Source organism: Streptomyces sp. NPDC006261, from assembly GCF_040613515.1.
Taxonomy (GTDB): domain Bacteria; phylum Actinomycetota; class Actinomycetes; order Streptomycetales; family Streptomycetaceae; genus Streptomyces.
Genome location: NZ_JBEXSI010000012.1, coordinates 125,707 through 148,168, shown reverse-complemented (window position 1 = coordinate 148,168; position 22,462 = coordinate 125,707). Strand labels below are relative to the sequence as shown.

The 22,462-nt window shown below is 71.7% G+C and carries 24 protein-coding genes and 2 pseudogenes; 8 read left to right on the top strand and 18 right to left on the bottom strand.

The window, feature by feature from the left end; all coding sequences use genetic code 11:
* Positions 1-14 precede the first annotated feature (14 nt).
* From ABZ154_RS10495 to ABZ154_RS10485, 3 genes are all read right to left on the bottom strand, one after another.
* The gene (locus tag ABZ154_RS10495; RefSeq protein ID WP_356831010.1) at positions 15-1,025 is read right to left on the bottom strand and encodes a helix-turn-helix domain-containing protein; all 1,011 of its coding nucleotides are present in this window, start codon (positions 1,023-1,025) and stop codon (positions 15-17) included.
* Between the two features lie 303 nt (positions 1,026-1,328).
* Positions 1,329-1,538 (bottom strand): DUF397 domain-containing protein, encoded by a 210-nt coding sequence (locus ABZ154_RS10490; RefSeq protein ID WP_356830974.1) that lies wholly within the window; start codon positions 1,536-1,538, stop codon positions 1,329-1,331.
* Positions 1,535-2,413, bottom strand: a complete 879-nt coding sequence (locus ABZ154_RS10485) for a helix-turn-helix transcriptional regulator (RefSeq protein WP_356830972.1) — start codon at positions 2,411-2,413, stop codon at positions 1,535-1,537. The genes ABZ154_RS10490 and ABZ154_RS10485 overlap by 4 nt, the downstream gene beginning before the upstream one ends.
* Positions 2,414-2,577: 164 nt before the next feature.
* Here ABZ154_RS10485 and ABZ154_RS10480 point away from each other — a divergent pair, with 164 nt between their 5' ends.
* Entirely contained in the window at positions 2,578-3,015 is a 438-nt protein-coding gene (locus ABZ154_RS10480; protein ID WP_356830970.1) for an ATP-binding protein, read from the top strand.
* A gap of 324 nt (positions 3,016-3,339) precedes the next feature.
* Positions 3,340-4,275: a hypothetical protein gene (locus ABZ154_RS10475; RefSeq protein WP_356830968.1), complete on the top strand. Its 936-nt coding sequence runs from the start codon at positions 3,340-3,342 to the stop codon at positions 4,273-4,275.
* A gap of 8 nt (positions 4,276-4,283) precedes the next feature.
* Here the strand turns inward: ABZ154_RS10475 and ABZ154_RS10470 are convergent, their stop codons facing one another.
* A complete protein-coding gene (locus ABZ154_RS10470) occupies positions 4,284-4,592 on the bottom strand; it encodes a hypothetical protein (protein WP_356830966.1) in 309 nt (102 codons plus the stop codon).
* A gap of 64 nt (positions 4,593-4,656) precedes the next feature.
* Between ABZ154_RS10470 and ABZ154_RS10465 the strand changes: the two genes are divergently transcribed.
* Positions 4,657-5,004 (top strand): hypothetical protein, encoded by a 348-nt coding sequence (locus ABZ154_RS10465; RefSeq protein ID WP_356830964.1) that lies wholly within the window; start codon positions 4,657-4,659, stop codon positions 5,002-5,004.
* 42 nt (positions 5,005-5,046) lie between these two features.
* Positions 5,047-5,355 (top strand): hypothetical protein, encoded by a 309-nt coding sequence (locus tag ABZ154_RS10460; protein ID WP_356830962.1) that lies wholly within the window; start codon positions 5,047-5,049, stop codon positions 5,353-5,355.
* Here ABZ154_RS10460 and ABZ154_RS10455 read toward each other — a convergent pair whose 3' ends face one another.
* The 5 genes and pseudogenes from ABZ154_RS10455 to ABZ154_RS10435 all read right to left on the bottom strand — a co-directional run.
* The gene (locus tag ABZ154_RS10455) at positions 5,356-5,829 is read right to left on the bottom strand and encodes a GNAT family N-acetyltransferase (protein WP_356830960.1); all 474 of its coding nucleotides are present in this window, start codon (positions 5,827-5,829) and stop codon (positions 5,356-5,358) included.
* Positions 5,830-5,869: 40 nt separating this feature from the next.
* Positions 5,870-6,673, bottom strand: coding sequence for an SDR family NAD(P)-dependent oxidoreductase (locus ABZ154_RS10450; RefSeq protein ID WP_356830958.1), 804 nt, complete (start codon positions 6,671-6,673; stop codon positions 5,870-5,872).
* Positions 6,670-7,836, bottom strand: a complete 1,167-nt coding sequence (locus ABZ154_RS10445) for a serine hydrolase domain-containing protein (RefSeq protein WP_356831008.1) — start codon at positions 7,834-7,836, stop codon at positions 6,670-6,672. The genes ABZ154_RS10450 and ABZ154_RS10445 overlap by 4 nt, the downstream gene beginning before the upstream one ends.
* Before the next feature lie 134 nt (positions 7,837-7,970).
* Positions 7,971-8,189, bottom strand: a pseudogene (locus tag ABZ154_RS10440) (cobalt ABC transporter ATP-binding protein); the annotation flags it as partial.
* Positions 8,190-8,191: 2 nt separating this feature from the next.
* Positions 8,192-8,305, bottom strand: a pseudogene (locus ABZ154_RS10435) (cobalt ABC transporter permease); the annotation flags it as partial.
* 189 nt (positions 8,306-8,494) lie between these two features.
* Here ABZ154_RS10435 and ABZ154_RS10430 point away from each other — a divergent pair.
* The gene (locus tag ABZ154_RS10430) at positions 8,495-8,923 is read left to right on the top strand and encodes an SsgA family sporulation/cell division regulator (protein WP_356830956.1); all 429 of its coding nucleotides are present in this window, start codon (positions 8,495-8,497) and stop codon (positions 8,921-8,923) included.
* Between the two features lie 217 nt (positions 8,924-9,140).
* Here ABZ154_RS10430 and ABZ154_RS10425 read toward each other — a convergent pair whose 3' ends face one another.
* Both ABZ154_RS10425 and ABZ154_RS10420 read right to left on the bottom strand, forming a co-directional pair.
* Positions 9,141-11,369, bottom strand: coding sequence for an MMPL family transporter (locus ABZ154_RS10425; RefSeq protein WP_356830954.1), 2,229 nt, complete (start codon positions 11,367-11,369; stop codon positions 9,141-9,143).
* A gap of 144 nt (positions 11,370-11,513) precedes the next feature.
* A complete protein-coding gene (locus tag ABZ154_RS10420) occupies positions 11,514-12,086 on the bottom strand; it encodes a TetR/AcrR family transcriptional regulator (protein ID WP_356830952.1) in 573 nt (190 codons plus the stop codon).
* 193 nt (positions 12,087-12,279) lie between these two features.
* Between ABZ154_RS10420 and ABZ154_RS10415 the strand changes: the two genes are divergently transcribed.
* Positions 12,280-15,669: a S41 family peptidase gene (locus ABZ154_RS10415; RefSeq protein WP_356830950.1), complete on the top strand. Its 3,390-nt coding sequence runs from the start codon at positions 12,280-12,282 to the stop codon at positions 15,667-15,669.
* Between the two features lie 25 nt (positions 15,670-15,694).
* On the opposite strand, the gene ABZ154_RS10410 is transcribed toward ABZ154_RS10415, so the two are convergent.
* From ABZ154_RS10410 to ABZ154_RS10385, 6 genes are all read right to left on the bottom strand, one after another.
* Positions 15,695-15,862, bottom strand: coding sequence for a hypothetical protein (locus ABZ154_RS10410; protein ID WP_356830948.1), 168 nt, complete (start codon positions 15,860-15,862; stop codon positions 15,695-15,697).
* 101 nt (positions 15,863-15,963) lie between these two features.
* Complete coding sequence (locus ABZ154_RS10405; RefSeq protein ID WP_356830946.1) at positions 15,964-16,377, bottom strand: hypothetical protein; 414 nt, start codon at positions 16,375-16,377, stop codon at positions 15,964-15,966.
* Between the two features lie 130 nt (positions 16,378-16,507).
* On the bottom strand, positions 16,508-16,720 hold the full coding sequence (locus ABZ154_RS10400; RefSeq protein ID WP_356830944.1) for a hypothetical protein: 213 nt from the start codon (positions 16,718-16,720) through the stop codon (positions 16,508-16,510).
* Positions 16,721-16,830: 110 nt separating this feature from the next.
* Entirely contained in the window at positions 16,831-17,724 is an 894-nt protein-coding gene (locus ABZ154_RS10395) for an SDR family oxidoreductase (RefSeq protein ID WP_356830942.1), read from the bottom strand.
* On the bottom strand, positions 17,721-18,668 hold the full coding sequence (locus ABZ154_RS10390; protein WP_356830940.1) for an alpha/beta fold hydrolase: 948 nt from the start codon (positions 18,666-18,668) through the stop codon (positions 17,721-17,723). Before ABZ154_RS10390 ends, ABZ154_RS10395 begins: the two co-directional genes overlap by 4 nt.
* Positions 18,665-20,272, bottom strand: a complete 1,608-nt coding sequence (locus ABZ154_RS10385; protein ID WP_356830938.1) for an NAD(P)/FAD-dependent oxidoreductase — start codon at positions 20,270-20,272, stop codon at positions 18,665-18,667. Before ABZ154_RS10385 ends, ABZ154_RS10390 begins: the two co-directional genes overlap by 4 nt.
* Positions 20,273-20,441: 169 nt before the next feature.
* Here ABZ154_RS10385 and ABZ154_RS10380 point away from each other — a divergent pair, with 169 nt between their 5' ends.
* Entirely contained in the window at positions 20,442-21,083 is a 642-nt protein-coding gene (locus ABZ154_RS10380; protein WP_326707803.1) for a MerR family transcriptional regulator, read from the top strand.
* 23 nt (positions 21,084-21,106) lie between these two features.
* On the opposite strand, the gene ABZ154_RS10375 is transcribed toward ABZ154_RS10380, so the two are convergent.
* On the bottom strand, positions 21,107-21,922 hold the full coding sequence (locus tag ABZ154_RS10375) for an exodeoxyribonuclease III (protein WP_356830936.1): 816 nt from the start codon (positions 21,920-21,922) through the stop codon (positions 21,107-21,109).
* 50 nt (positions 21,923-21,972) lie between these two features.
* Here ABZ154_RS10375 and ABZ154_RS10370 point away from each other — a divergent pair, with 50 nt between their 5' ends.
* Entirely contained in the window at positions 21,973-22,461 is a 489-nt protein-coding gene (locus ABZ154_RS10370) for a GNAT family N-acetyltransferase (RefSeq protein ID WP_356830934.1), read from the top strand.
* Position 22,462: the final 1 nt, after the last annotated feature.

The window sequence follows — 22,462 nt, the reverse complement described above, 5'->3', positions numbered from 1 at the left end:
AGGCACCGGGTCGTCTACGACGCGCGCGCGGGCCAGTCGAGGATGCGCGCTCCGATGACTGCTGTCTGCAGGGTGTAGCGGTGCCGAGGGTCGGTCGGGTCGGATCCGGTGAGCTGGTGGATGCGCTCCAGGCGGTACGTGAGTGCACGGACGCTCAAGGAGAGGTGCCGGGCCGCCTGAGTGGTCACGCAGCCCGCGTCGAAGTAGGCGGTGAGGGTCGCGAGGTGGTGCTCCGGGCCCCCACGGGCCTTGAGGAGGGGCCCGAGGGTGGTCCGGACCAGATCCGCCATGGCCTGACGGTCCCGCGTCAGCACCGGGTAGACGAGAAGACCCGCCGCGTACAGCACCGGGTCCTCCAGACCGAGGCGGCTTGCGACATCCAGGGCCTGGAGGGCTTCCTGGTACGAGTGGCCGACGCCCCCCGCACCGGGGTGCGGCCGTCCGATCGCGGCCCGTCCGCCGTCCGTCGCGGCGTAGGCCTGCTTGGCGAAGTACGTGAGGACGTCCTGCTGGTCCCCGGGCGCGATGCAGACCAGCCGGCCGTCCTTGGTGGTGAGGAGGATGCTGCGTTCGCCGAAACGACCGTTGACGGCGCTCTCCACACGACGGGGGACCGGGTCCCCCTCGGCATAGGGGGCGGGGCCTTCGGCGACGGCCACGGCATGGGCGTGGGAGAACCGCAGCCCGAACTGTTCCGCGCGTTCGGCCAGGAACACCGGCTCGCCGCGCCCGTACAACAGGTCGTCGATGAACTCCCGGCGTGCCGCCTCCTGTTCCCGGACGGCGAGCTGCTGGGCTCGTTCGTAACCCTCGCAGAGCGCTTCGACTGTCAGTTGCACGGCGGCGAGCACGCGATCGGCGCCTGTGGCCCCGGCCGGCCAGGCGGCCCGCGTCCGGGTGAGGTGGTGCACGACCAGGGCCCGCAACGTGGTGCCGCTGACGGCAGCCTGCTCGCCGAAGGAACGGAGCCGCTCCACCTCGGCCGCGTCAGGCTCCTGGCCCGTCGCCGCGGCCCTGGCCAGCAGGGCTTCGTAGCCGGGATACGTCTGGGCACGGGCCGAAGGGGAGCTCCCCGCTTCCCCCGGTACGTGCGCGTCAGGCCGTCGCCGGCTCTGAGGCGGCTTCACCGGCCACCGCGGGAACGAGGCCTCTTCAGGGGCGGTGGATGCGGAGGTCTCGCTCGCTGGTGCAGGCTCTCGGCCACGACGGACGCCTTCCCGGGGCTCGGCAGGCGGAGGGACGGCTGTCCCTCCGACGCCGACCAGGCTTCCCGGCACACCAGCGCCTGTCGCGACGCGTTGCCCGCATCATAGTGGCGGGGCCAGGAATCAGCGCCTTGCGGCGTACGGGACGAAGCCGGCCCACGCTGCGGGGGTGAGGGCGAGGTGGGGGCCGTGGGCGTGCTTGGAGTCGCGGACGAGGACGGCGTCCGGGGCGGTCGCGACCTCGACGCACTCGTTGCTGTTGCTGCTGTCGCTGTAGCTGCTCTTGAACCACGCCAGCTCGGATGCGTCCCCGGCAGAGGTCTCGCCGATCATGTCTCTCCCAGCACTTGCTCGATGAAGGCTCGCGACTCCCTTGGGTTGAGAGCCTGCGCCCGGATGATGCCACACCGCAGCTCAATGATCCGGAGGTACTTCGGATCGGAGACCGGTCGACTGCCGAAGTCACCCTCGGAACGTCCCACCGCCGAGCCGTCCTTGAACTTCAGCACCTGCATCTCTCCGCCCATTCCGGCATGCTCGTCGCGGTTGGTCGGCATCACCTGAATCTCGACGCTACGCATCTCGCTCACTTCCAGGAGGCGTTCGAGCTGACGGCGCCACACCATTCTGCCCCCGAGGTGGCGCCGCAGAGTCACCTCTTCCTGGACAAAGCTGAGTTCCGGGGCAGGCGAGCGGCTGAAGACGGACTGCCTGGCCACACGAGCGGCCACCAGCCTATCCACCTCGTCCTGTGAGAAGGCGGGCCTCCGCATCCCGAACAGCGCCCGCGCGTACTCTTCGGTCTGCAAGAGGCCGTGAATGTTGTGACTGCCATATGCCGAGAGCTCCACCGCCGCGGCCTCCAGCTTGGCCAGCTCCCGGATCTTCTTCGGATACCGCACCTCCGCGATGTCCGCCTTCATCGCCGCGAGCTTGCCCTCCGCCCCCAGCACACCGTCCGCGCCGTCCATGAACTCCGGGCGGGGGATGCGCCGGCCGCCCTCCACCTTGTAGATGAGGTCCTCGCTGTACCCCATCGCCGTCCCGAACTCCGCCGCCCGCATTCCCGCCGCCTCGCGCCACGCCTTGATCTGGCGGCCCACGGCGGCGACCACCGCGGCGCCCGGCTCGTCGTCCGGGTCGACCTCCCAGCCGGGCTCGTCCACCCCGGCGTCCCCGCGCCCCGTACCGTCACCAACCACGCTCATGCGAGACCCACTTCCGACGTGCGTGCCGTTCTTCCCTCAACAGCGACCGTTCCCGGCACGTCACTCCAGACAGCCAAGACAACACGGGACAAGCCCCGGACACTCACCGTACGCAAGGGCTCCGTCACTGTTCACGGTACGCAGAGATGGCCACGCTGAGTGACATGAATCAAGAGATCCTCTACTCCCAACACGCCTCCACCGAAAAGGCCTTCACCGTCCTTCTCTCCCCCACCCGCCGAGGCGCCCGGCTCGCCCGGCTGCTCACCGTCGCCCATCTCGGCGCCTGGGGGCTCCCCTCGGAGTCGGCCGCGCACATCGTCGCCGAGCTGGCGGCGAACGCCTCGGTCCACGGCCGCGTACGGGGCCGGGACTTCCAACTCGGCCTCGCCGTCAGCGGACAAAGGCTGCGGATCGAGGTCACCGACACCCGGGGCGACAGCGTTCCGCCCGGGCCGGGTGCCGTCAAGGCGCCCGAGGACGATCACGCGGAGCACGGGCGCGGGCTCCTCATCGTGGAGGCCCTGGCGGACCACTGGGGCATCGTCCCCGGACCCGTACCGCGCAAGACCGTCTGGGCCGAGATCGACCTCGTACGGTGACGATCCCGACCACATCGTGCGCGGGCGCGATCCGGTAACCCGCAAAACCCGCCCACCGGATCGTGCGCGACCGCGACGCGGCGACGCGGGACATCAACTACTCAAAGAACCAGGAGAAAGAACCCCACCCCACCCCACCCGTCCTGCACCTGACGCGTCCCGGGGAGCGCGTCACCCACACGGGTGAGGTTTGCCAACTGAGCTGGATTTCGCACCGGTTGCCCGGCATATGCTCACGCCACCAGACCAGCACATACGTCGGCCCCCGGCCGGGACTGCAATCCCGATCGAGGGCCTGACCACCAAGGAAGAGACAGCTTCCCGATGGATACCCCGCAGAATACTGCGCTCACGCGCGCCCTGACAGAGCTTCCCGGGCCTCTCCCGGCCCGTGGCGTGATCCACGTCGTCATCCGGCACACCGACCGCTTCACCGTCGTCGGCAACCACCTCGCCCAGCACCCCACCCTCAGCACCACCGCCGTGGGCCTCGCCGTACGCATCCAGTCGCTGCCCCAGGGCACCGAGGTCGGCGTCAAGGCGCTCGCAGCCCGCTTCCCCGAAGGTGAGAAGCTCATCGCCGCCGCCCTGCGCGAGCTGGAAGCCTACGGCTACCTGCAACGGGCCCGCACCCGCCTGCCCAACGGCCGGATCGTCACCCGCACGGTCTTCTGCAACCAGCCTGCGGCGCTGGTACGGCCCCGGGCTGTGGCGCCTCCGCCACAGGTACAGCTCACCGACGTACAGCAGGAGCAGGCACCCGAAGCGCCCGCCCCGCAGGATCACGTCCCCTTCGTCACGCTCGTCCCGCCGCCCACCGCACCCAGGCAGCCGCCCCCGCCCGTCCCCCAGCCCCGCGAGCTCACCGCCGAACTGGACCGTGCGGCCACCGCGCTCCTCAGCGACCTCCGCCGCCACGCACACCAGCTCGTCCTCTCCGAGAACGACATCCGCCAACTCGCCCCCGCCGTCGCCACCTGGCTGGAACGCGACGCCCACCCCGACACCATCCGCCACACCCTCACCAACGACCTGCCCCAGCCTCTCCACCACCCCGCCAAACTCCTCAAACACCGCCTCACCGTGCTCCTCCCCTCACCCCTCCCCGGCGCCGACGACCTTGCCGCTCCCGCGCGCCCACGCATCGCCGTGACCCCGTTCCAGACCTGCGACGGCTGCGAACGTGCCTTCCGAGCCCCCACCCCCGGCCGCTGCCGCGACTGCCGGAACGCACACGGGACCGCACAGGCCGCCGCCTGAGCGTGGCGTCACTCGGCCTTACCGAGCGTGCTGCGGGCCGCGAGGCGGAAGTCCCTGACCGCTTGGTAGAGGGTGCGCTCCCGTTCGGCGGCCAGGGCTATGTCCTCGGCCTTGTCGGTGGTGTCGCCCGCGCGGGCGTTCTCGGCCATCCGCCGCATGACCTGCGAGAGATCGCTGGAGGCGCCGGGGCCGTGGGCACCGACGTTGAGCGACCCGCCTATGGACCGCTCGACGGTGTCGCGGCTGCGGCTGCGGCCGAGCCCTTGCCCTTGTCCTCGTCCCTGTTCCTGTCCTCGTTGCAGACCGGCTGTCACCACGCGCCGACCGGACTCCGTCCGTGCGCTGCGCCTGAGGCGGCGCGACGCCGAGGACCTCGCCCTGATGCGTGTCGACCAGATGGAGCGGGACGCCACGGTGGTGGACTTCACTGCCCGCCTGCTGACCGGTCTCGTCCGCACGGGAAACATCGATGCCCTCCACCAGGCGCTGCCCGAGGCGCTGCCGTGGACCACCTTCCTGCCGGAAGCCGACATCGACACCCTGATCTCCGAGCTGGTGGCCACGGCGAGCGGGGCCGTGGCGCTCGGCAATCTGGCTGCCATCGCCCTGCTGCTCACGCAGTGGCGGCACAGCGCGGAGGTCTACGGCGACCCTGCCCTCCTCGCAATCCTCACCCGTGACCACGAGGGCGGTCTCGGCCCTGTTCCAGCACCTGGCGCCGCCGAGTGAGCCCTAGGCGCGGAGACCGGGCGGCACCGCCGCCGGTCGGTGATGAGTACGACCTCCGGTTCGCCAACAGCGAGGCCGCGTGACGGCTGGGAACACCTCAGCCGTCACGCGGCAGGCAACTTACGCCGCGCTTTCGACGCGCTGCGCGCCGCCCCCGCCTCCCACGACCACCCTCAGCGTCAGCACCGCCTCAAGGGCAAGCTCGGAAGCACCGTTCTCAAGGGCCAGGAGCTCGAACGCTGGCAGTACGAGGGTACCGGCGGTGGGCGCATCTGGTACGTGATCGACCCCGTCGGCCGCACCGTGTGGATCACCTACGCGGGCACCGGGCATCCCAAAGCCACGGACTGATCACCCCGCCCACTCCGCCACCACCTCCCCGTCCTCCTCCACCCCCGTCGGGCGGAAGCCGAGCGAGGCGTAGAGGCGGGCGGCGGCCTCGTTGGACGGGGCGTAGGAGAGGCGGACGGCCGTGGAGCCCGGGCGGGCGGAGAGCCAGGTCGTCAGGGTGCGTACGGCGGCTGCGCCGATGCCCCGGGCCTGGTGGGCGGCGTCGATCAGCATGCCGCCCACCCAGTGCGAGCCGTCCTCGTCCCTCCCCCACATGATGTGGCCGGCCACCTCGTCGCCGGCCAGGACCGCCAGGGAGTTCCAGGTGTCCTCGCGGGCCGTCAGGACGAGGTAGCGGGCGGCCAGGGCCGGGACCCAGTCGCGCTGGTCGTCGCGGGGGGCACAGTCGGCGACCGCCCGCCAGTTGTCCGCGTCCACCTCGTGGAGGGTGACGGGGCGGCCCGCCTTGTCGGTGTGTCCGTACGTGATGATCATGCGGGGAGGGTAGAGCGGCGTGCGGCGCCCGGCCAGGGAATTACGGCGGCGTCATCGCCTGGCGGAAGCCCGTGTTCACCGCCAGGATCCCGCCGTCCACCCGCAGCGTCGTCCCCGTGATCCACGACGCGTCGGAGGAAGCGAGGAAGGCGACGGCGGACGCGATGTCCTCGGGGGTGCCGACCCGGCCGAGCGGGTAGAGCGCGGCGGCGCGCTCCAACTCCGCGTCGCGGCCCGACCAGGCGTCGGTGCGGATCGTGCCGGGGGCCACCAGGTTGACCCGTACGCCGCGCGGGCCCGCGTGGCCCGCCAGCGTACGGGTCAGGCTCGTCAGGCCCGCCTTCGCGGCGCTGTACGCGTGGCCGCCGAAGTCCTGCTCACCGTTGACCGAGCCGATGGTGACGATCGCGCCCCGGCCCGAGGCCACCAGGTGCGGCAGCGCGGCGCGGGCACAGCGGAACGGGCCGGAGAGGGTGATGTCCAGGTCGCGTTCCCAGGTCTCGTCCGGCTCGTCCTCGAAGAGCTCGGCGTCGTCGCTCGCCGCGTACGCGTTGTTGACCAGGACGTCCAGGCGGCCGAAGGTCTCGACCGCGTACGCCACCGCCGCCTCCACCGCCGTCCGGTCCGCCACGTCGCAGGCCAGGGAGTCGGCCGTGCCGCCCGCCTCCCGTATCGCCGCCGCCGTGTCGGACGCGCGCTTGGCGTCCAGGTCGGTGACGAGGACGGAAGCCCCTTCCGCCGCCAGGCGGTGGGCCGTTGCCGCGCCGATGCCCTGGCCGGCGGCGGTGATCAGGACGCTGTATCCATCGAAGCGGGCTCGTGTCCCAGGCGTTGCGGGTGTCATAGCGCCGACCGTACTGCCCTGACCAGCGCTTGGGCACGGGGGTCGGCGGTGACTCCCTTCTGGAGGCCGTTGGTGACGTAGCCCAGCGCGACGCCCGACTCCGGGTCCGCGAAGCCGAGCGAGCCGCCCCGGCCGGGGTGGCCGAACGAGCCAGGGCCCAGCAGCGGGGCCGCCGGGCCGTGCAGCATGTAGCCGAGGCCGAACCGGGTGTTGACGACGAGGACCCGGTCGGGGCCCGCCGACTCCTCCGTGCGGGCCAGGGTGAGGGTGGCGGGGGCGAACAGGCGGCGGTGGCCGTCGACCGGGCCGATCATCGCGGCGTAGCAGTGGGCGAGGCCCCGGGCGGTCGCGATGCCGTTGGAGGCGGGGAGTTCCGCCGTACGGTAGGCGGCGTCGTTCTCGTCGGGCAGCGGGTCGATCGCCCCGAAGGCACGGCGGGTCAGCGAGCCCGGGTCGCGGTAGGCGTCGACGACCGAGCGCTTGGGGCGTACGCGCAGGGAGCCGGAGGCCTCCGCCGGGGCCGGGGGCTCCACCGGGCCGATGCGGCCGATGCGGTGGGCCTCGTCGGCCGGGAGCCCGAACCAGAAGTCCAGGCCGAGCGGGCGCGCGATCTCCTCCGCGATCCAGCGGCCGATGGTGCGGCCGGTCGCGCGGCGGACTAGCTCGCCGATGAGCCAGCTGTACGTCTGGGCGTGGTAGCCGTGGTCCGTGCCCGGCTCCCACTCCGGGCGCTGGGCCGCGACGGCCGCCGGCCCGGAGACTCCGTCCGCGGCCTCGGCGGGCGTGAGGGCGCGGTCCAGGGCCGGGACCCCGGCGCGGTGGGCCAGGAGGTCGCGGACCAGGACGCGTTCCTTGCCGTTCGCCTTGAACTCCGGCCAGTAGGTGGAGGCCGGGGCGTCCAGGTCCACCTGCCCGCGCTGGTGGAGGAGTAGGGGGACGGCGGCGGCGATGCCCTTGCCCGCCGAGCGCACGATCTGGACGGTGTCGACGGCCCACGGTTCGGTGCCGTCCACGTCCCTCGTGCCGGCCCACAGGTCGACGACCTTGCGCCCGTCCCGGTAGACGGCGACGGCCGCGCCGCGCTCGCCCCGCTGCTCGAAGTTCCGGACGAAGGCGTCCCGGACCGATTCGAACCCGGGGTCCACCGTCCCCCGTACGTCCACGCTCACGTCCACGCCCGCTCCCGTACCCGCCGCTGTGCCCGCGCCCGCGCTCCCACTCATCCCCCCATGGTGCACGGCCGGGTGGGGTGCGCGGTGGGCGGGTCGCCGGGTCCCTTCAGGCCGTCACGAGCTGTTCACGGCGATGGAACGGTCACCGCCCTCGGGTCGAAGCCGAACGGCAGCTCCAACCGGTGCGCGCGCGTCAACTCCTCGTCGCAGAGGAGCTCCTGCGTACGTCCGTCGGCGACGATCACGCCCTCACCGAGGATCACCGCGCGCGGGCAGAGCTCCAGCGCGTACGGCAGGTCGTGGGTGACCATCAGCACCGTGACGTCCAACGAGCGCGGCATTTCGGGCGCTCGCCCCGTTCGCGGCGCGCGCCACGGAGGCTGACGGCGACCGCGCCCGTGGCGAACACCCCGGCGGCGACGGAGACAGGTGCATCGATGAAAGCATCGGGTACATGCATGGGAGCCATCAACAGTGGTGCTCTCCTGCGAACCATAGGCACGAGCTGGCGCCGGCATCTGCGCGGCATCCACCGTCGACGAGGCCCTGGACCTCACCCGCTGTAACGGTGAGCAGACACCCACCGCGCCAGTTCCGTGAAATATGGGACATTAGAGGGCAGAAGGATCGATATAGGAGGAGCCGGCCCATGTCCCCTGTGATCGAAGAACATGCACGCGCCCGGCTCATCACCGATGGCCCTCTGACCCGCCCGGTCCCGGTCGACCTGCGCTACGACGCCGCCGACGATCCGCGCACCGTCCACATCGCCCTGCCCGACGGCACCGACTGGGCGTTCGGCCGCGACCTCCTGGAACGCGGTCTGCGCACCCCGATCGAGCGGGGGGCGGTCCGCGTCTGGCCCTGCGGCCGTACGCAGCTGATCGTGGAGCTGCACTCGACGGACGGGGTCGAGGTGTTCCAGTTCGAGATCAGGACGCTGATCCGCTTCCTCGCCCGCACCCGCGCGCAGGCCCCAGCGGCGGACGGGACCGCCGAGAAGCGCCCGTCCCGCACCACGACCACCGCCTCCGCCGCCACCCGCCCGGAGCGGGACGCGCCGGCGGCCCGCGGCTGAGACCGGACGCAGGCGGGGAAGGCCCCCGTGACGCAGGCGAAGAAGACCCCCGTGCTCATCGCACGGGGGTCTTCTTCGCGCCCCGGTCCCCCGTCCCCACAGGTAACCGGCGCTTCCGGGGCCGCGCTCCGCTCCTACGCGGCCCCGGGGCTCATGGAGGACTCGAACGGCTCCGCGGAGTCCCCACGTACAACTGGTCCGGACGGCCCGGGCGGGCTCAGACGCGTACGAGCTCGCGCTCGCCGCCGTCACCGCCCTCGGAGCCGGAACCGGCGGTCTCCTCCGTCAGCTGCTTCCGCAGCTTCTCGCCCTCCACGTCCACGTTGGGCAGTGCCCGGTCCAGCCAGCGCGGCAGCCACCACGCCCGCTTGCCCAGCAGGGCCAGGACCGCCGGCACGATCGCCATGCGCACCACGAACGCGTCGAACAGGACGGCGATGGCGAGCGAGAAGCCGATCATCTTGATCATCTGCTCGCTGGATCCGATGAAGCCCGCGAAGACCGCCATCATGATCACCGCCGCTGCCGTGACCACCCGTGCGCCGTGCTTGAAGCCGGTCACGATGGCCTGGCCGGGGCTCTCGCCGTGGACGTACGCCTCGCGCATCCGGGTGACGAGGAAGACCTCGTAGTCCATCGCGAGACCGAAGACCACACCGACCATGAAGATCGGCATCATGCTCATGATCGGACCGGTCTGCTCGACCCCGAAGAGCGAGCCGAGCCAGCCCCACTGGAAGACGGCGACGACCGCGCCGAGGGCCGCGACCACCGAGAGCAGGAAGCCGAGGGCCGCCTTCAGCGGGACGAGGATCGAGCGGAAGACCAGCATCAGCAGCAGGAACGCGAGGCCGACGACGAGCGCCAGGTAGGGCAGCAGCGCGTTGTTCATCTTCTGCGAGAAGTCGATGTTCATCGCGGTGGCGCCGGTGACCAGGACCTCGGCCCCGGTGTCCGCCTTGATGTCCTTGCCCATGTCACGGATGTCGTGGACGACCTCCTCCGTGGCGTGCGAGGACGGCCGGTCCTTCGGGATGACCGTGATCATCGCGGTGTCGCCGGCCTTGTTGAAGTTGGCCGGGGTGACGGCGACGACGCCGATCCCCTCGATCTCCTCGGCGACCCGCGCGGCCGCGGCCTTGGGGTCGGAGCTGCCCTTGCCGTCCATGACGACCATGAGCGGGCCGTTGAAGCCGGGGCCGAAGCCGTCGGAGAGCAGATCGTACGCCTGGCGCTGCGTGGTCGACTTCGGCTGGGCGCCGTCGTCGGGCAGGCCCATCTCCAGCGAGGCGGCCGGTACGGCGATGACGCCGAGGCCGAGGACGCCGACCAGCAGGACCCAGACCGGCCTGCGCAGCACGAACCGCGCCCAGCGGGTGCCCATGTTCGGCTTGGCCTCGGGACGCATCTCCGCCTCGGCGGCCTTGCGCGCCTTGCGGCCCATGACCCGCTTGCCCGCGAAGCCCAGCAGGGCCGGGACGAGGGTGAGGGCGATGACCACGGCGATCGCGACCGTACCGGCGGCGGCGAAGCCCATCTTCGTCAGCATCGGGATGTTGACGACGGCCAGGCCCACCAGGGCGATGACCACGGTCAGGCCCGCGAAGACGACGGCGGAGCCGGCCGTACCGACAGCCCGTCCGGCGGCCTCCTCACGCTCCCGGCCCTCGGCCAGTTCGGCGCGGTAGCGGGAGACGATGAAGAGGGCGTAGTCGATGCCGACCGCGAGGCCGATCATCATGGCGAGCGTCGAGGTGGTGGAGCCGAGGTCCAGGACGTTGGCCAGCGCCGTGATCAGCGAGACCCCGATACCGACCCCGATCAGGGCGGTCAGCAGCGGCAGCCCGGCCGCTATCAGCGAGCCGAAGGTGATGACCAGGACGACGGCGGCGATGGCGACGCCGATGATCTCGGCGGCCCCGGTGTGCGGCATGACCTGGAGCGCGTCACCGCCGATCTCCACCGTCATGCCGCTGTTCTGCGCGTCCTTGCCCGCGCCCTTCAGGGCGTCCGTCGTCCTGTCGGTCAGCTCCATGGAGTTGACCTTGTAGGACACCGAGACGTACGCCGTCGAACCGTCCTTGCTCACGGCCTGGACCTCGAACGGATCGTCGACCTTGGCGATCTGGCCGGAGCCGGAGCCCAGCTCCTTGACGATGCCCTGGATCTCGCTCTTGTTGGCCGAGTCGGTCACCTTCTCGCCCTCGGGCGCCTTGAAGACGACCCGGGCGGTGGCCCCGTCGGCACTGGTGCCGGGGAAGCGCTGTTCCAGCAGGTCGAAGGCGCGCTGCGCCTCCGTACCGGGGATGGAGAAGGAACTGGAGGTGGCGGTGGACGCGGAGGCCGCGCCGAATCCGGCGAGCGCCAGCAGTGCCACCCAGACGAGGGCGACATAGCGGCGGCGCCGGAAGGCGAGCCGTCCGAGCTTGTAGAGAAAAGTGGCCACGGAGGCGTACTCCCGGTCAGGTCGTGTGGGTGGAATTGGGCGTGAGGAACCAGCCCGACGACGAGAGCGGCGTGTCAGGGTCAGGGTCGGGGAGAGGGCCGTGCGGGTGGGACGGGGACGTCAGGAGGACATCAGGGCGGGGCGTCAGACTCCGAGAGCGGGGAGGATCACGGAGTCCGTGTAATCGATGAGGAACGCCTGGTCGAGCGGGCGGTCCTCGATCAGCTGCCGGGCGGCCAGCGCGCCGACCAGCATGTGCGGGATGTACTTCAGCGCCGGGTTGTCGGCGCGCAGCTCACCCCGGTCCACCGCCCGTTGCAGCAGTTGGTCGAGGCCGGTCATCTCCGGCTCGATCAGCAGCTCACGCAGGGCCTGGAGCAGCTCGGGGTACTCATGGACGGCATGGCTCAGACCCCGCATCAGCGCGGCGTCCTTCTCCATCTGGCAGTCGTCGGTCCGGCTCAGCGCCGCATGGAAGTCCCCACGCAGCGAACCGGTGTCGATGTCGGCGAGGCTCCCCGGCTTGCTGTGCCGCAGCGCTCTGGCCACCAGTTCGGGCTTGGAGCCCCACTGGCGGTAGAGAGTGGCCTTGCTGGACCGGGCGCGGGCGGCGACGGCGTCCATGGTCAGGGCGTCGTAGCCGACCTCGCGGAGCAGGTCGAGGACGGACTCGTAGAGCTCTCCCTCACGCTCGGGTGTCAGCCTCGTGCGTGCCATGTGCCGACCTCCTCCGCGCTTCTGTCCACCGGGCCTCGCGCTTCTGCCCGCCGGGCCGGAGTCCCGTTCAGCATCGAACGAAACCGTTTCGTACACGTGAACCGTACCCCCGCCGCCCAGCGAAACGAAATCGTTTCGCTTGTGGGCTGCACCACAAGTTGCCCCGGGCCCCTCGCGCGGAAAGCATTGAGGGGTGAGTGACGACGTCGCGTATCTCCGGTTCCCGCACCTCCACCAGGACATGCTCTGCTTCGCCGCCGAGGACGACCTGTGGGTCTCCCCCCTCGCGCCGGCGGGCCACCGGCCGGGACGGGCCTGGCGGGTGACCGTCGACCGGACCCGGGTCAGCCATCCACGCTTCTCGCCCGACGGCACCTCCGTCGCCTACACGACCTGGCGCACGCTCGACCCCGAGATCCACCTCGCCCCGGCCGACGGCGGCCCGGCCCGCCGGCTCACCTACTGGGGCTCGACCGATGCCCGGGTCTGCGGCTGGAGTCCCGATCCGGCCGACACCGCCCAGATCCTCGCCGTCTCCTCGCACAACCAGCCGTTCTCCTACTTCTCCTGGGCCTACAGCCTCCCCACCGACGGCAGCCCGGGCGGGCGGCTCCCCTGGGGCCCGGTCTCCGACATCGCGGTCGCCGACATCGACGGCGAACGCCGCACCCTGCTCCTCACCGGGACGCCCCCGCACGAACCGGCCGCCTGGAAGCGCTACCGGGGCGGGGCCATGGGCCGCCTCTGGCTGCACGGCGAGCGGCTGCTGCCGGACATCGACGGCCACCTCGCCTCGCCGATGTTCGTCGGCCGCCGCATCGCGTTCCTCTCCGACCACGAGGGTGTCGGCAACCTCTACTCCTGCCGGACCGACGGCACCGGTCTGCGCCGCCACACCGACCACGACGCCTTCTACGCCCGCAACGCCTCCAGCGACGGCCACCGCGTCGTCTACCAGTGCGCCGGCGACCTCTGGCTGGTCGACGACCTGGAGTCGCCGGACGCCACCCCGCGCAAGCTGGAGGTACGGCTCGGCGGGCCGCGCACCGGCCGGCGCCGCCACCAGGTGCCCGCCGCCAGCAACGTCGACTCGCTCTCCGTCGACGAGACGGGCCGGGCCAGCGCCGTCACCGTGCGCGGCAGCCTCTACTGGCTCACCCACCGCGACGGCCCCGCCCGCACCATCAGCGACACCCCGGGGGTGCGGGTGCGGCTGCCGGAGATGCTCGGCAGCGGGGGCCAGGTCGCGTACGTCACCGACGCGGACGGCGAGGACGCGGTGGAGATCGCCTACCTGCCGCGCGCCAGTGGCGACCGCGCCCCGCGCCGGCTCGCCTCGGGGCAGCTGGGCCGGGTGCAGGAGATGATCTCCGACCCGGACGGCGAACGCCTCGCCATCGCCTCGAACGACGGCCGGCTGCTGCTCCTGGACACGGGAGAGGCGGAACCTGCGGCGTCCGAGGACAGGGGTCCCAACGGCTCCACCCGCGCCGACCTCTACGCGGCGACCGGCGCGGCCCTCCTGGACAGCGCGGCCCCGGTCGACGAACACCCCGGCCTCACCGAGCTGATCCGCTCGGTCAACGGGCCCGTCCGCGACCTGGCCTTCTCGCCCGACGGCGACTGGCTGACCTGGTCGCACCCGGGCATCGGCCGCTCGCTGCGGCAGATCAAGCTGGCCCGGATCTCCGGCCCCGGCGCCCCCGTGATCGTGGACGTCACCAACGGCCGCTTCGAGGACGAGAACCCGGTCTTCACGGAGGACGGCCGCTACCTCGCGTTCCTGTCCTGGCGGGGCTTCGACCCGGTGTACGACGTCCACACCGGCGACCTCTCCTTCCCGCTCGGCTGCCGCCCGTACCTGGTCCCGCTCTCCTCCGCGACCCCGTCACCCTTCGCGCTCTCCCCGGACGGGCGCCCGGCGGCGGGCGGGCTCGACCCGGTGGACGTACCGGACGGAGGGGGTACGTCGGAGGGTTCGACGGTGATGGTGGAGTTCGAGGGCCTGGAGAGCCGGGTCACGCCGTTCCCGGTCTCCGCCTCCAAGTACTCGGCGCTGCACCCGGTGAGCGGCGGCGGTCTGGTCTGGCTGCGGTGGCCGATCTCGGGGGCGCTGGGCGAGACGTTCGCGAACCCGGCCGACATGTCGGGGCGGCCGACGCTGGAGCACTTCAACATCGCGAAGGCCCGTAAGACCGAACTGGTCGACCACCTCGACTGGTTCGCGGTCAGCGGCGACTGCTCCCGCCTGGTGGTGATGGACGACGGCGAGCTGCGCGCCCTGCCCGCGACCGAACCGGGCGACACCGACTCCACGGTCTATCTGGACCTGCGCCGCATCCTGCACGAGGTCGACCCGGGGGCGGAGTGGCGCCAGGCGTACGGGGAGGCGGGCCGGATCATCCGCTCCTACTTCTGGGAGCCGGACATGTGCGGCATCGACTGGGGCGGGGTGCTGGACCAGTACCGCCCGCTGGTCGAACGGGTCGCCTCCCCCGACGAGTTCGCGGACCTGCTGCGCGAGGTGCTGGGCGAGCTGGGCACCTCGCACGCGTACGTCTCCCCCGCCCGCCGCAACGAGGGCCCGCCGCACTACCAGCGGGCGATCGGGCTGCTCGGCGCCAACCTGGTCTGCCGGGACGGCGCCTGGACGCTCCAGCGCATCCTGCCCGGCGACTCCTCCGACTCCAAGGCCCGTTCGCCGCTGGCCGGTACGGGGATCAGGGAGGGCGCGGTCCTCACCCACGTGGACGGCCGCCCGGTGGACCCGGTGACGGGCCCGTTCCCGCTGCTGACGGCGGCGGGCGGCACCACGGTGGAGCTGACGTTCACCCCGGCGGGCGGCGGGCCCTCGCGCCGGGTGGCGATCATGCCCCTGGTGGACGAGCGCCCCCTGCGCTACCAGGACTGGGTGGCCAAGCGGCGTGACGTCGTACGGGAGTTGAGCGGCGGCAAGTGCGGCTACCTGCACATCCCGGACATGGGCGGATCCGGCTGGGCCCAGTTCAACCGGGACCTGCGCCTGGAGGTCTCCCGCCCCGCGCTGATCGTGGACGTACGGGGCAACGCGGGCGGCCACATCAGCGAGCTGGTCGTGGAGAAGCTCACCCGCAAGATCCTCGGCTGGGACCTGACCCGCAACGCCCAGGCGGTGAGCTACGCGTCCAACGCGCCCCGGGGCCCGGTGGTGGCCCTGGCCGACGAGGCGACCTCCTCCGACGGTGACATGATCACCGCCGCGTTCCGGCTGCTGAGGCTGGGCCCGGTGGTGGGCCAGCGGACGTGGGGCGGAGTGGTCGGCATGACCGGCCGACACCGCCTGGGTGACGGCACCGTGATCACGGTCCCGATGAACGCCGCCTGGTTCGACACGTACGGCTGGTCGGTGGAGAACCACGGTGTGGAACCGGACGTGAAGGCACTGCGCACCCCTCTGGACTGGGCGGAGGGACGGTACGCGGTGCTGGACGACGCGGTGCGGGTGGCACTGGACCTCCTGGCGGCCCACCCGGCCTCGACACCGCCGTCGTACGACACGGCCCCCAACCTGCGGCGACCACCGCTGCCGCCGCGGGGCCGCTGAGCCTCGGAGCTCCGGAGCCCGCTCCTCAGCCGCCGGAGGGGCTTGGGTTTCCCGAACGCCGCTCGTAGACCGTCACCCGGCGCCCCCGGGCCTGTTCGTCGGCCACGGCCCTGAAGTGGGTCCGCAGCACGGAGACCTTCGCCCTCTCCCGTTCGGCGGCGGGCGGCCGCGCCACCCCGGGTGCGTCCGTCACCAGCAGGATCCGCCGCTGGGCCGGCACCGCCGCCCGTATCCGGTCCGGCCGTGACTCCGTGCCCTTCAGGGTTCCGGATTCCTCGGGGCTCCGCGCCAGAGCTATGTCCCGGAGGCCCGAGAAGGCGTCCGGGGAGACCAGCCGGCGGTGAGGACGTCGTCCACCCGGCTCGCCGGGGACCGTTTGGCGAGCGCCTGGGGCAGCAGGGACGCCATCGCCACGGCCATCACCACGGGGAGAACGCAGGGCGCGGCCCGCGGGCGGTGACGTGCCACGGCCTGTACCGCCGCACCGATGGCCACGCCGATCAGCAGGGCCAGCAGCGGCAGCCCGACGGCCGCCGCCGAGAGCCGCCGCGCCCGGGGGCGGTCCGCCCGCGGCTGGCCCGCACGGTTCTTGTCCGTACGAGACCCGTCCGTACGCGGCCGGTCCAGGAGGGCGCCGTGCAGGGCAAGATGGCAAAGACCCTCAGGCCCCCGCACCGACCATGCGTCGTACGCACAGCAGTACCGCACTCGATCGAACTCCTCGCGACAAGCTCCGGGCAACAAGAAGGAGGCGCATCCGGTCACCCGGATGCGCCTCCTGACGCGACGCGCACGCACGCGCACAGCGCAGCGCGCACGCGTCACACCTCAGCGACCGTCAACGGTCGAAGCGCTCGCGCGCCTGGTCCTTCGCGTCCTGAGCCCGGTCCCGCAGGCCGGTCGACGCGTCGGAGCCGTGCTCCTGGTCGCGGTTGCGGTCGCGACCCTTCGAGCCACGCTGCTGGGCCTCGTCCTTGCCCTGCCCGGCCTTCTGCTTGGCCTGGTCGGCGAGGTCCTGCGCCTTGTCCTTGAACTGGTCTGCGATACCCATGCTGTTCACTCCTGTGGGATGCCTGAGGTACGTGTGGAATGGCCCCCAGCGGGGCCGTGCTCAGCGTTACACGCCCTGACATCCCGCGCATTTCGGACTGCTACCGAACGTCACGTACGGTCAGCACGCTCCGCACGCGCGTCCTGGTCCGCTGCTCCCCCGGCCCCCACAAGCCCCTTCGACACCGTGTGCAGCCGCGGCTCGAAGCGCCGCATCTCGCGCCGTCCGCCGAACGCGATGACGGAGGGCAGGTAGCCGCGGACCGACTGCATCCCGCGCAGCCATCCCTGGGCGTACACGTGCGGGGAGCGCCGCGCGATGCCGTCCACGATGCGCTCGACGGCCGGGCCGAGCGGGTACGTACGGTTCATCGGCCACGGCAGCCGCTGGCGCAACTCCCGCATCACGTCGTCCTGGTCGGCTCCGCGCACCATGTCGGTGTCGGTCCAGGAGAGGTAGCCGACGCCGACCTTGACACCCTTGTGGCCGACCTCGGCCCGCAGGCTGTGCGCGAACGCCTCCACGCCCGACTTGGAGGCGCAGTACGCCGTCATCATCGGCGCCGGGGTGATCGCGGCCAAGGACGCTATCTGGAGGAAGTAGCCGCGGCTCTCCATCAGCACCGGCAGGAACGCCCGCCCGGTGACCGCCCCGCCGATCAGGTTCACCTCGATGACCCGCCGCCAGGCGTCCGGGTCCGAGTCGGCGAACGGGCCGCCCGAGGCGACGCCCGCATTGGCGACGACCACGTCGACCTTGCCGAACCGCTCCTTGACCTCACGCGCCACCTGCGCCATCGCCGCGTGGTCGGTGACGTCGGCGAACCAGTGGTCGCTCTCGCCGTGCAGCCGCTCGGAGACCTTCTTCAGCTCGTCCGGCTCCAGGCCGACGAGCGCCAGCGTCGCTCCGCGCGCCGACAGCTTGCGGGCCAGCAGCTCGCCCACGCCCCGGGCCGCGCCGGTGACGACGACGACCTGGCCCTCCAGACTGCGCCTGCTGCTCATGCGACATCCTCCTTCTCGGACGTGGCGGACGTGGCGGCCGTCGGGGCTGCGACGTACCGGGTGGTGAGTTCCCTGAGCTTCGCCGTGACGGCCTCCGGGGCCTCCACCGGCGTCATGTGCCCCATGCCGGCCAGCTCGGTCAGCCCGAGCCCGACCGGCAGCGCCGCCGCGATGGCGCGCGCGTGGACCGGCGGGGTGAGCCGGTCGTCCGTACCGGCGATGACCGCCGTCGGCACCCGCAGCTCCCGCACGTCCGCCGTCACGTCCAGCTCGGCGAGTACGTGACCCCATCCCACCCGTGCGCGGCGCGGGCAGGCGTGCACGATCCGGGCGCAGACGCCGACCCGGTCCGGGGCCGAACCGGCGCCCATGGTCGCGTACCTGAGGAGCCTCTTCGAGACCGGGTTGACCGGCCCGAGCGGCGCCTTCGCCCCCAGGACCGCGGCCGTGATCCGGGTCCGGAACGCGCTCGCCCGCAGCGGCAGGACGAGGGCCTCGGCGGTCAGTCGCCCGCTGCCGGTGGAGCAGAGCAGGACGGCGGCGGCGTGCTCGCGCAGCCCGGGTCTGCGGGCCGCGGCCATCAGCGTCATCCCGCCCATGGAGTGCCCGGCCAGCACCGCCTTCCGCCCGGGGGCGAGGGTGGCGGCGAGTACGGCTTCGAGGTCGTCGGCGAGCGCGTTGACGCTGTAACCGCCGGAGCCGGGCTCGGGGCTGAGGCCGTGCCCGCGCTGGTCATAGGCGATGACGCGGTGGTCGGCGGCCAGGTCCCGGACCTGCGCGGCCCAGAAGTGGGTGTTGCAGGTCCAGCCGTGGGCCAGGACCACAGCGGGGGCGTCCTCGGGGCCGTGCAGCTCGACGTGGACGCGGGAGCCGTCGGCGGACGTGACGAAGAGTTCGCTCGCCGGCACGGGTGGGGCGTCGTCGCGGTGCAGGAGCCGGCTCATCGCGCGGCCTCCTCGACGACGTCGCCGCCGCCGGACCCCACGGATTCCGCCGTCTCCACGGCCTCGCGCTCATCGCGCCCCGGCTGCTCCGGTACGAGCCCGCTCCCGCCCGGCCTCCCGGCGCCCGGCTTCCCGGCCCGGATGACGTCGTACTCCGCGAGGTCCACCGACCGCGTCTGCCGCCGGAACTCCCCCGTCGTGCCCGGCCAGACCGTCGTGTTGCGGCCCTCCGCGTCCAGGTACCAGCTGGTGCAGCCGCCGGTGTTCCACACCGTGCGCTTCATCCGCTCCTGGACCCGGTGGTTCCAGGCGGTGACGGCGGTGGAGCGGGCGCCGAGCGCCGCGCGGCCGCCGAGCACGTTCAACTGGCGCAGGTAGTCGGCCATGTAGTTCAGCTGGGACTCGATCATCAGGATCATCGAGGAGTTGCCGAGCCCCGTGTTGGGGCCGATGATCGTCATCCAGTTGGGGAACCCGGCGGCGGTCGCGCCGCGCAGCGAGTTCATCCCGTCCTTCCAGGACTCGGCGAGCGTGATGCCCTCCTCACCGACGACCCGTTCCGCGATCGGCATGTCCGTCACATGGAAGCCGGTGCCGAAGATGATCGCGTCGACCTCGGCCTCACTGCCGTCGGCGGCGACGACGGTGGAGCCGCGAATCTCGCTGAGCCCGGAGGCCACGACGTCCACATTGGGCTGGGCGAGGGCCGGGTAGTAGGTGCTGGAGAGCAGGATGCGCTTGCAGCCGATGCGGTAGTCCGGGGTCAACTTGGCCCGCAGGGCCGGGTCCTTGATGGACCGCGCCATGTTGGACTTGGCTATCTTCTCCACCAGGCCCAGCTGGTCGGGGTGCTTGGTGAACGCGCTGACCTGCAACTCCCTTATGCCCCAGAGCAGTCCGCGGCGTGCGGTGCCGGTTGCGGGTACCGCCCGGTGCAGTGCGCGCTCGGCCTTGCTGATCGTGCGGTCCACGCGCGGCATGACCCACGGGGGCGTGCGCTGGAAGAGCGTGAGCTTCGCGGTCTCCGGCTGGATCGCCGGGACGATCTGGATGGCGGAGGCGCCCGTTCCGACCATCGCGACCCGCTTGCCCGCCAGGTCGTAGTCGTGGTCCCAGCGCGCGGAGTGGAAGACCTTGCCGGGGAAGGAGTCGAGCCCGGGTATGTCGGGCATCTTGGGGTCGGAGAGCGGCCCGGTGGCGGAGACGACGACATCCGCGCGCAGGACCGACCCGTTGGCGGACTCGATCACCCAGTAGAGGTTCTCCTTGTCCCAGCTCATCAGCTTCACCTCGTGGTTCAGCCTGATGTGCGGGCGGAGCCCGAAGGTGTCGGCGACGCTCTCCAGGTAGGCCCGGATGTGCTCCTGGCCGGAGAAGGTGCGCGGCCAGTCGGGGTTGGGCGCGAAGGAGAAGGAGTAGAGGTGGGACGGCACGTCACAGGCGCAGCCGGGATAGCTGTTGTCGCGCCAGGTTCCGCCCACCGAGTCGGCCCGCTCCAGGACGACGAAATCGGTGATGCCCTCGCGGCGCAGCCGGACGGCGGCCCCGAGGCCCCCGAATCCGGTACCGATCACCGCCACACGTACGTGTTCCTGCTGGGCCATGCTGCCGCCTCCCCGCGGTACGTCACGCGATTACGCCAGCAATCACTGGCATGGTTCGGAGAGTAGAGCAGGCTCGTACCGATGGGTAGGGGTCGGACCGAGGAAAGTTACTGGCGGTACAACATAGGGTGCCCCTGTGGCTGACGGACGCGAGCACCGCGAATACCGCATGGAGGAGCTGGCCGAGGAGGCCGGCATCACCGTGCGGACCCTGCGCTTCTACCGGGAGCGCGGCCTGATCCCGCCACCCCGCCGCGAGGGCCGGATCGCCTGGTACGACGACCACCACCTGGCCCGCCTGCGGACCATCACGGGCCTGCTGGAGCGCGGCCACACCCTCAACGGCATCGCGGATCTGGCCGCCACCTTCGAGAGCGGGCGCGATGTCGCCGAGGTGCTGGGGCTGGGTGAGCCGACCGAGGAGACCCCGGTCCGGCTCACCCCGGAACAGCTCGCCGACTACTTCGAGGGCGAGGTCACCCCGGAGAACCTGGCCACCGCCCTGGACCTGGGCTATCTCGCCACCGACGGGGACGAGATCGTCCACATCAGCCGGCGCCTGCTGGAGGTGTCGGCGGAGCTCGTACGGGAAGGGGTGCCGCTGGCCACGGTGCTCTCCTCGGGCCGCCGCGTCCGCGAGCACGCGGACGCTCTCGCCGAAATCTTCGTACGCGTCCTGCATGCCCACGCCGCGGAGACCGAACCGGCCCAACTGCGGCCGCTGGCCCGCGCGGTGGTGGACGCGGAGCTGTCGATGGCGCTGGACCGGAGGCTGCGCCGCGAGGACGGCACACAGCCTCCGAAGGCGTAACGCCCCCGTAGCCCAGCTCGGCGCTACCGCTCGTAGACGACCGTCACCGGCGCGTGGTCGCTCCAGCGCTCGCCGTGGGTGGCGGCCCGCTCGACCCACGCCTTCACCGCACGCGCGGCGAGCCCCGGGGTGGCGATCTGGTAGTCGATACGCCAGCCCGCGTCGTTGTCGAAGGCGCGCCCCCGGTAGGACCACCAGCTGTACGGTCCCTCGGCATCCGGGTGCAGCAGCCGTACGACATCGACGTACGCGGCCTCCGCGAAGACCCGGGTCAGCCAGGCCCGCTCCTCAGGGAGGAAGCCGGAACTCTTCTGGTTGGCCTTCCAGTTCTTCAGGTCGGCCTCCTGGTGGGCGATGTTCCAGTCGCCGCAGACCACGACCTCGCGGCCGTCCGCCGCCGCCCGCACCTTCAGACCCCGGAGGTAGGGCAGGAAGGCCGCCATGAAGCGCTCCTTCTCCTCCTGCCGCTCCGTGCCGACCTCACCGGAGGGCAGGTACAGGCTCGCGACGGTCACGCCGGGGAGGTCGATCTCGACGTACCGGCCGCTCGCGTCGAACTCCTCGGCCCCGGGCACGTCGTACCCGCCGAAGCCGATCTGGACCCGCTCCGGCGCCTGGCGGGAGTAGAGGGAGACCCCGGCGCGCCCCTTGGCGGCGGCGGGGGCGTGCACGGTGTGCCAGCCCTCGGGGGTACGGACCGCCTCGGCCAGCTGGCCGGGCTCGGCGCGGACCTCCTGGAGGCAGACCACATCGGCGTCGGTGCCCGCCAGCCATTCCACGAAGCCCTTCTTCGCGGCGGCGCGGAGCCCATTAACATTCACAGATGTAACAGTCAGCATCCAGAAACAGTACCTACCCCACCCCTACCCATAGATATACGATACTCGGCATGAATATCCGTCCGTCCCGTTTCGACCACCCCGACGCCGTCAAACTCAACGACCAGGTCCAGCTCGAATACGCCGAGCGCTACGGCGACGAGGGCGATGTCACATTCCTCGACCCCGCCATGTTCGATCCGCCGCGCGGTCTGTATCTGCTCGCCTACGACGAGCTGGAGCGCCCGGTGGCGACCGGTGGCTGGCGGACGCAGGACCGTAACCCGGAGGGCTACGAGGACGGCGACGCCGAGATCAAGCGGATGTTCGTGATCCCCGAGGGCCGCGGCCGGGGGCTGGCCCGCCGGATGCTCGCCGCCCTGGAGGAGGACGCCCGGGCCGCGGGCCGCGTCCGGATGGTCCTGGAGACCGGCGACCAGCAGCCGGAGGCCATAGCGCTGTACACCTCGTGCGGCTACACGGTCTGCGAGAGGAAGTTCGGCCACTACCGGGAGTACGAGAGCAGCATCTGCATGGCCAAGCCGCTCCAACAGCCGTGAC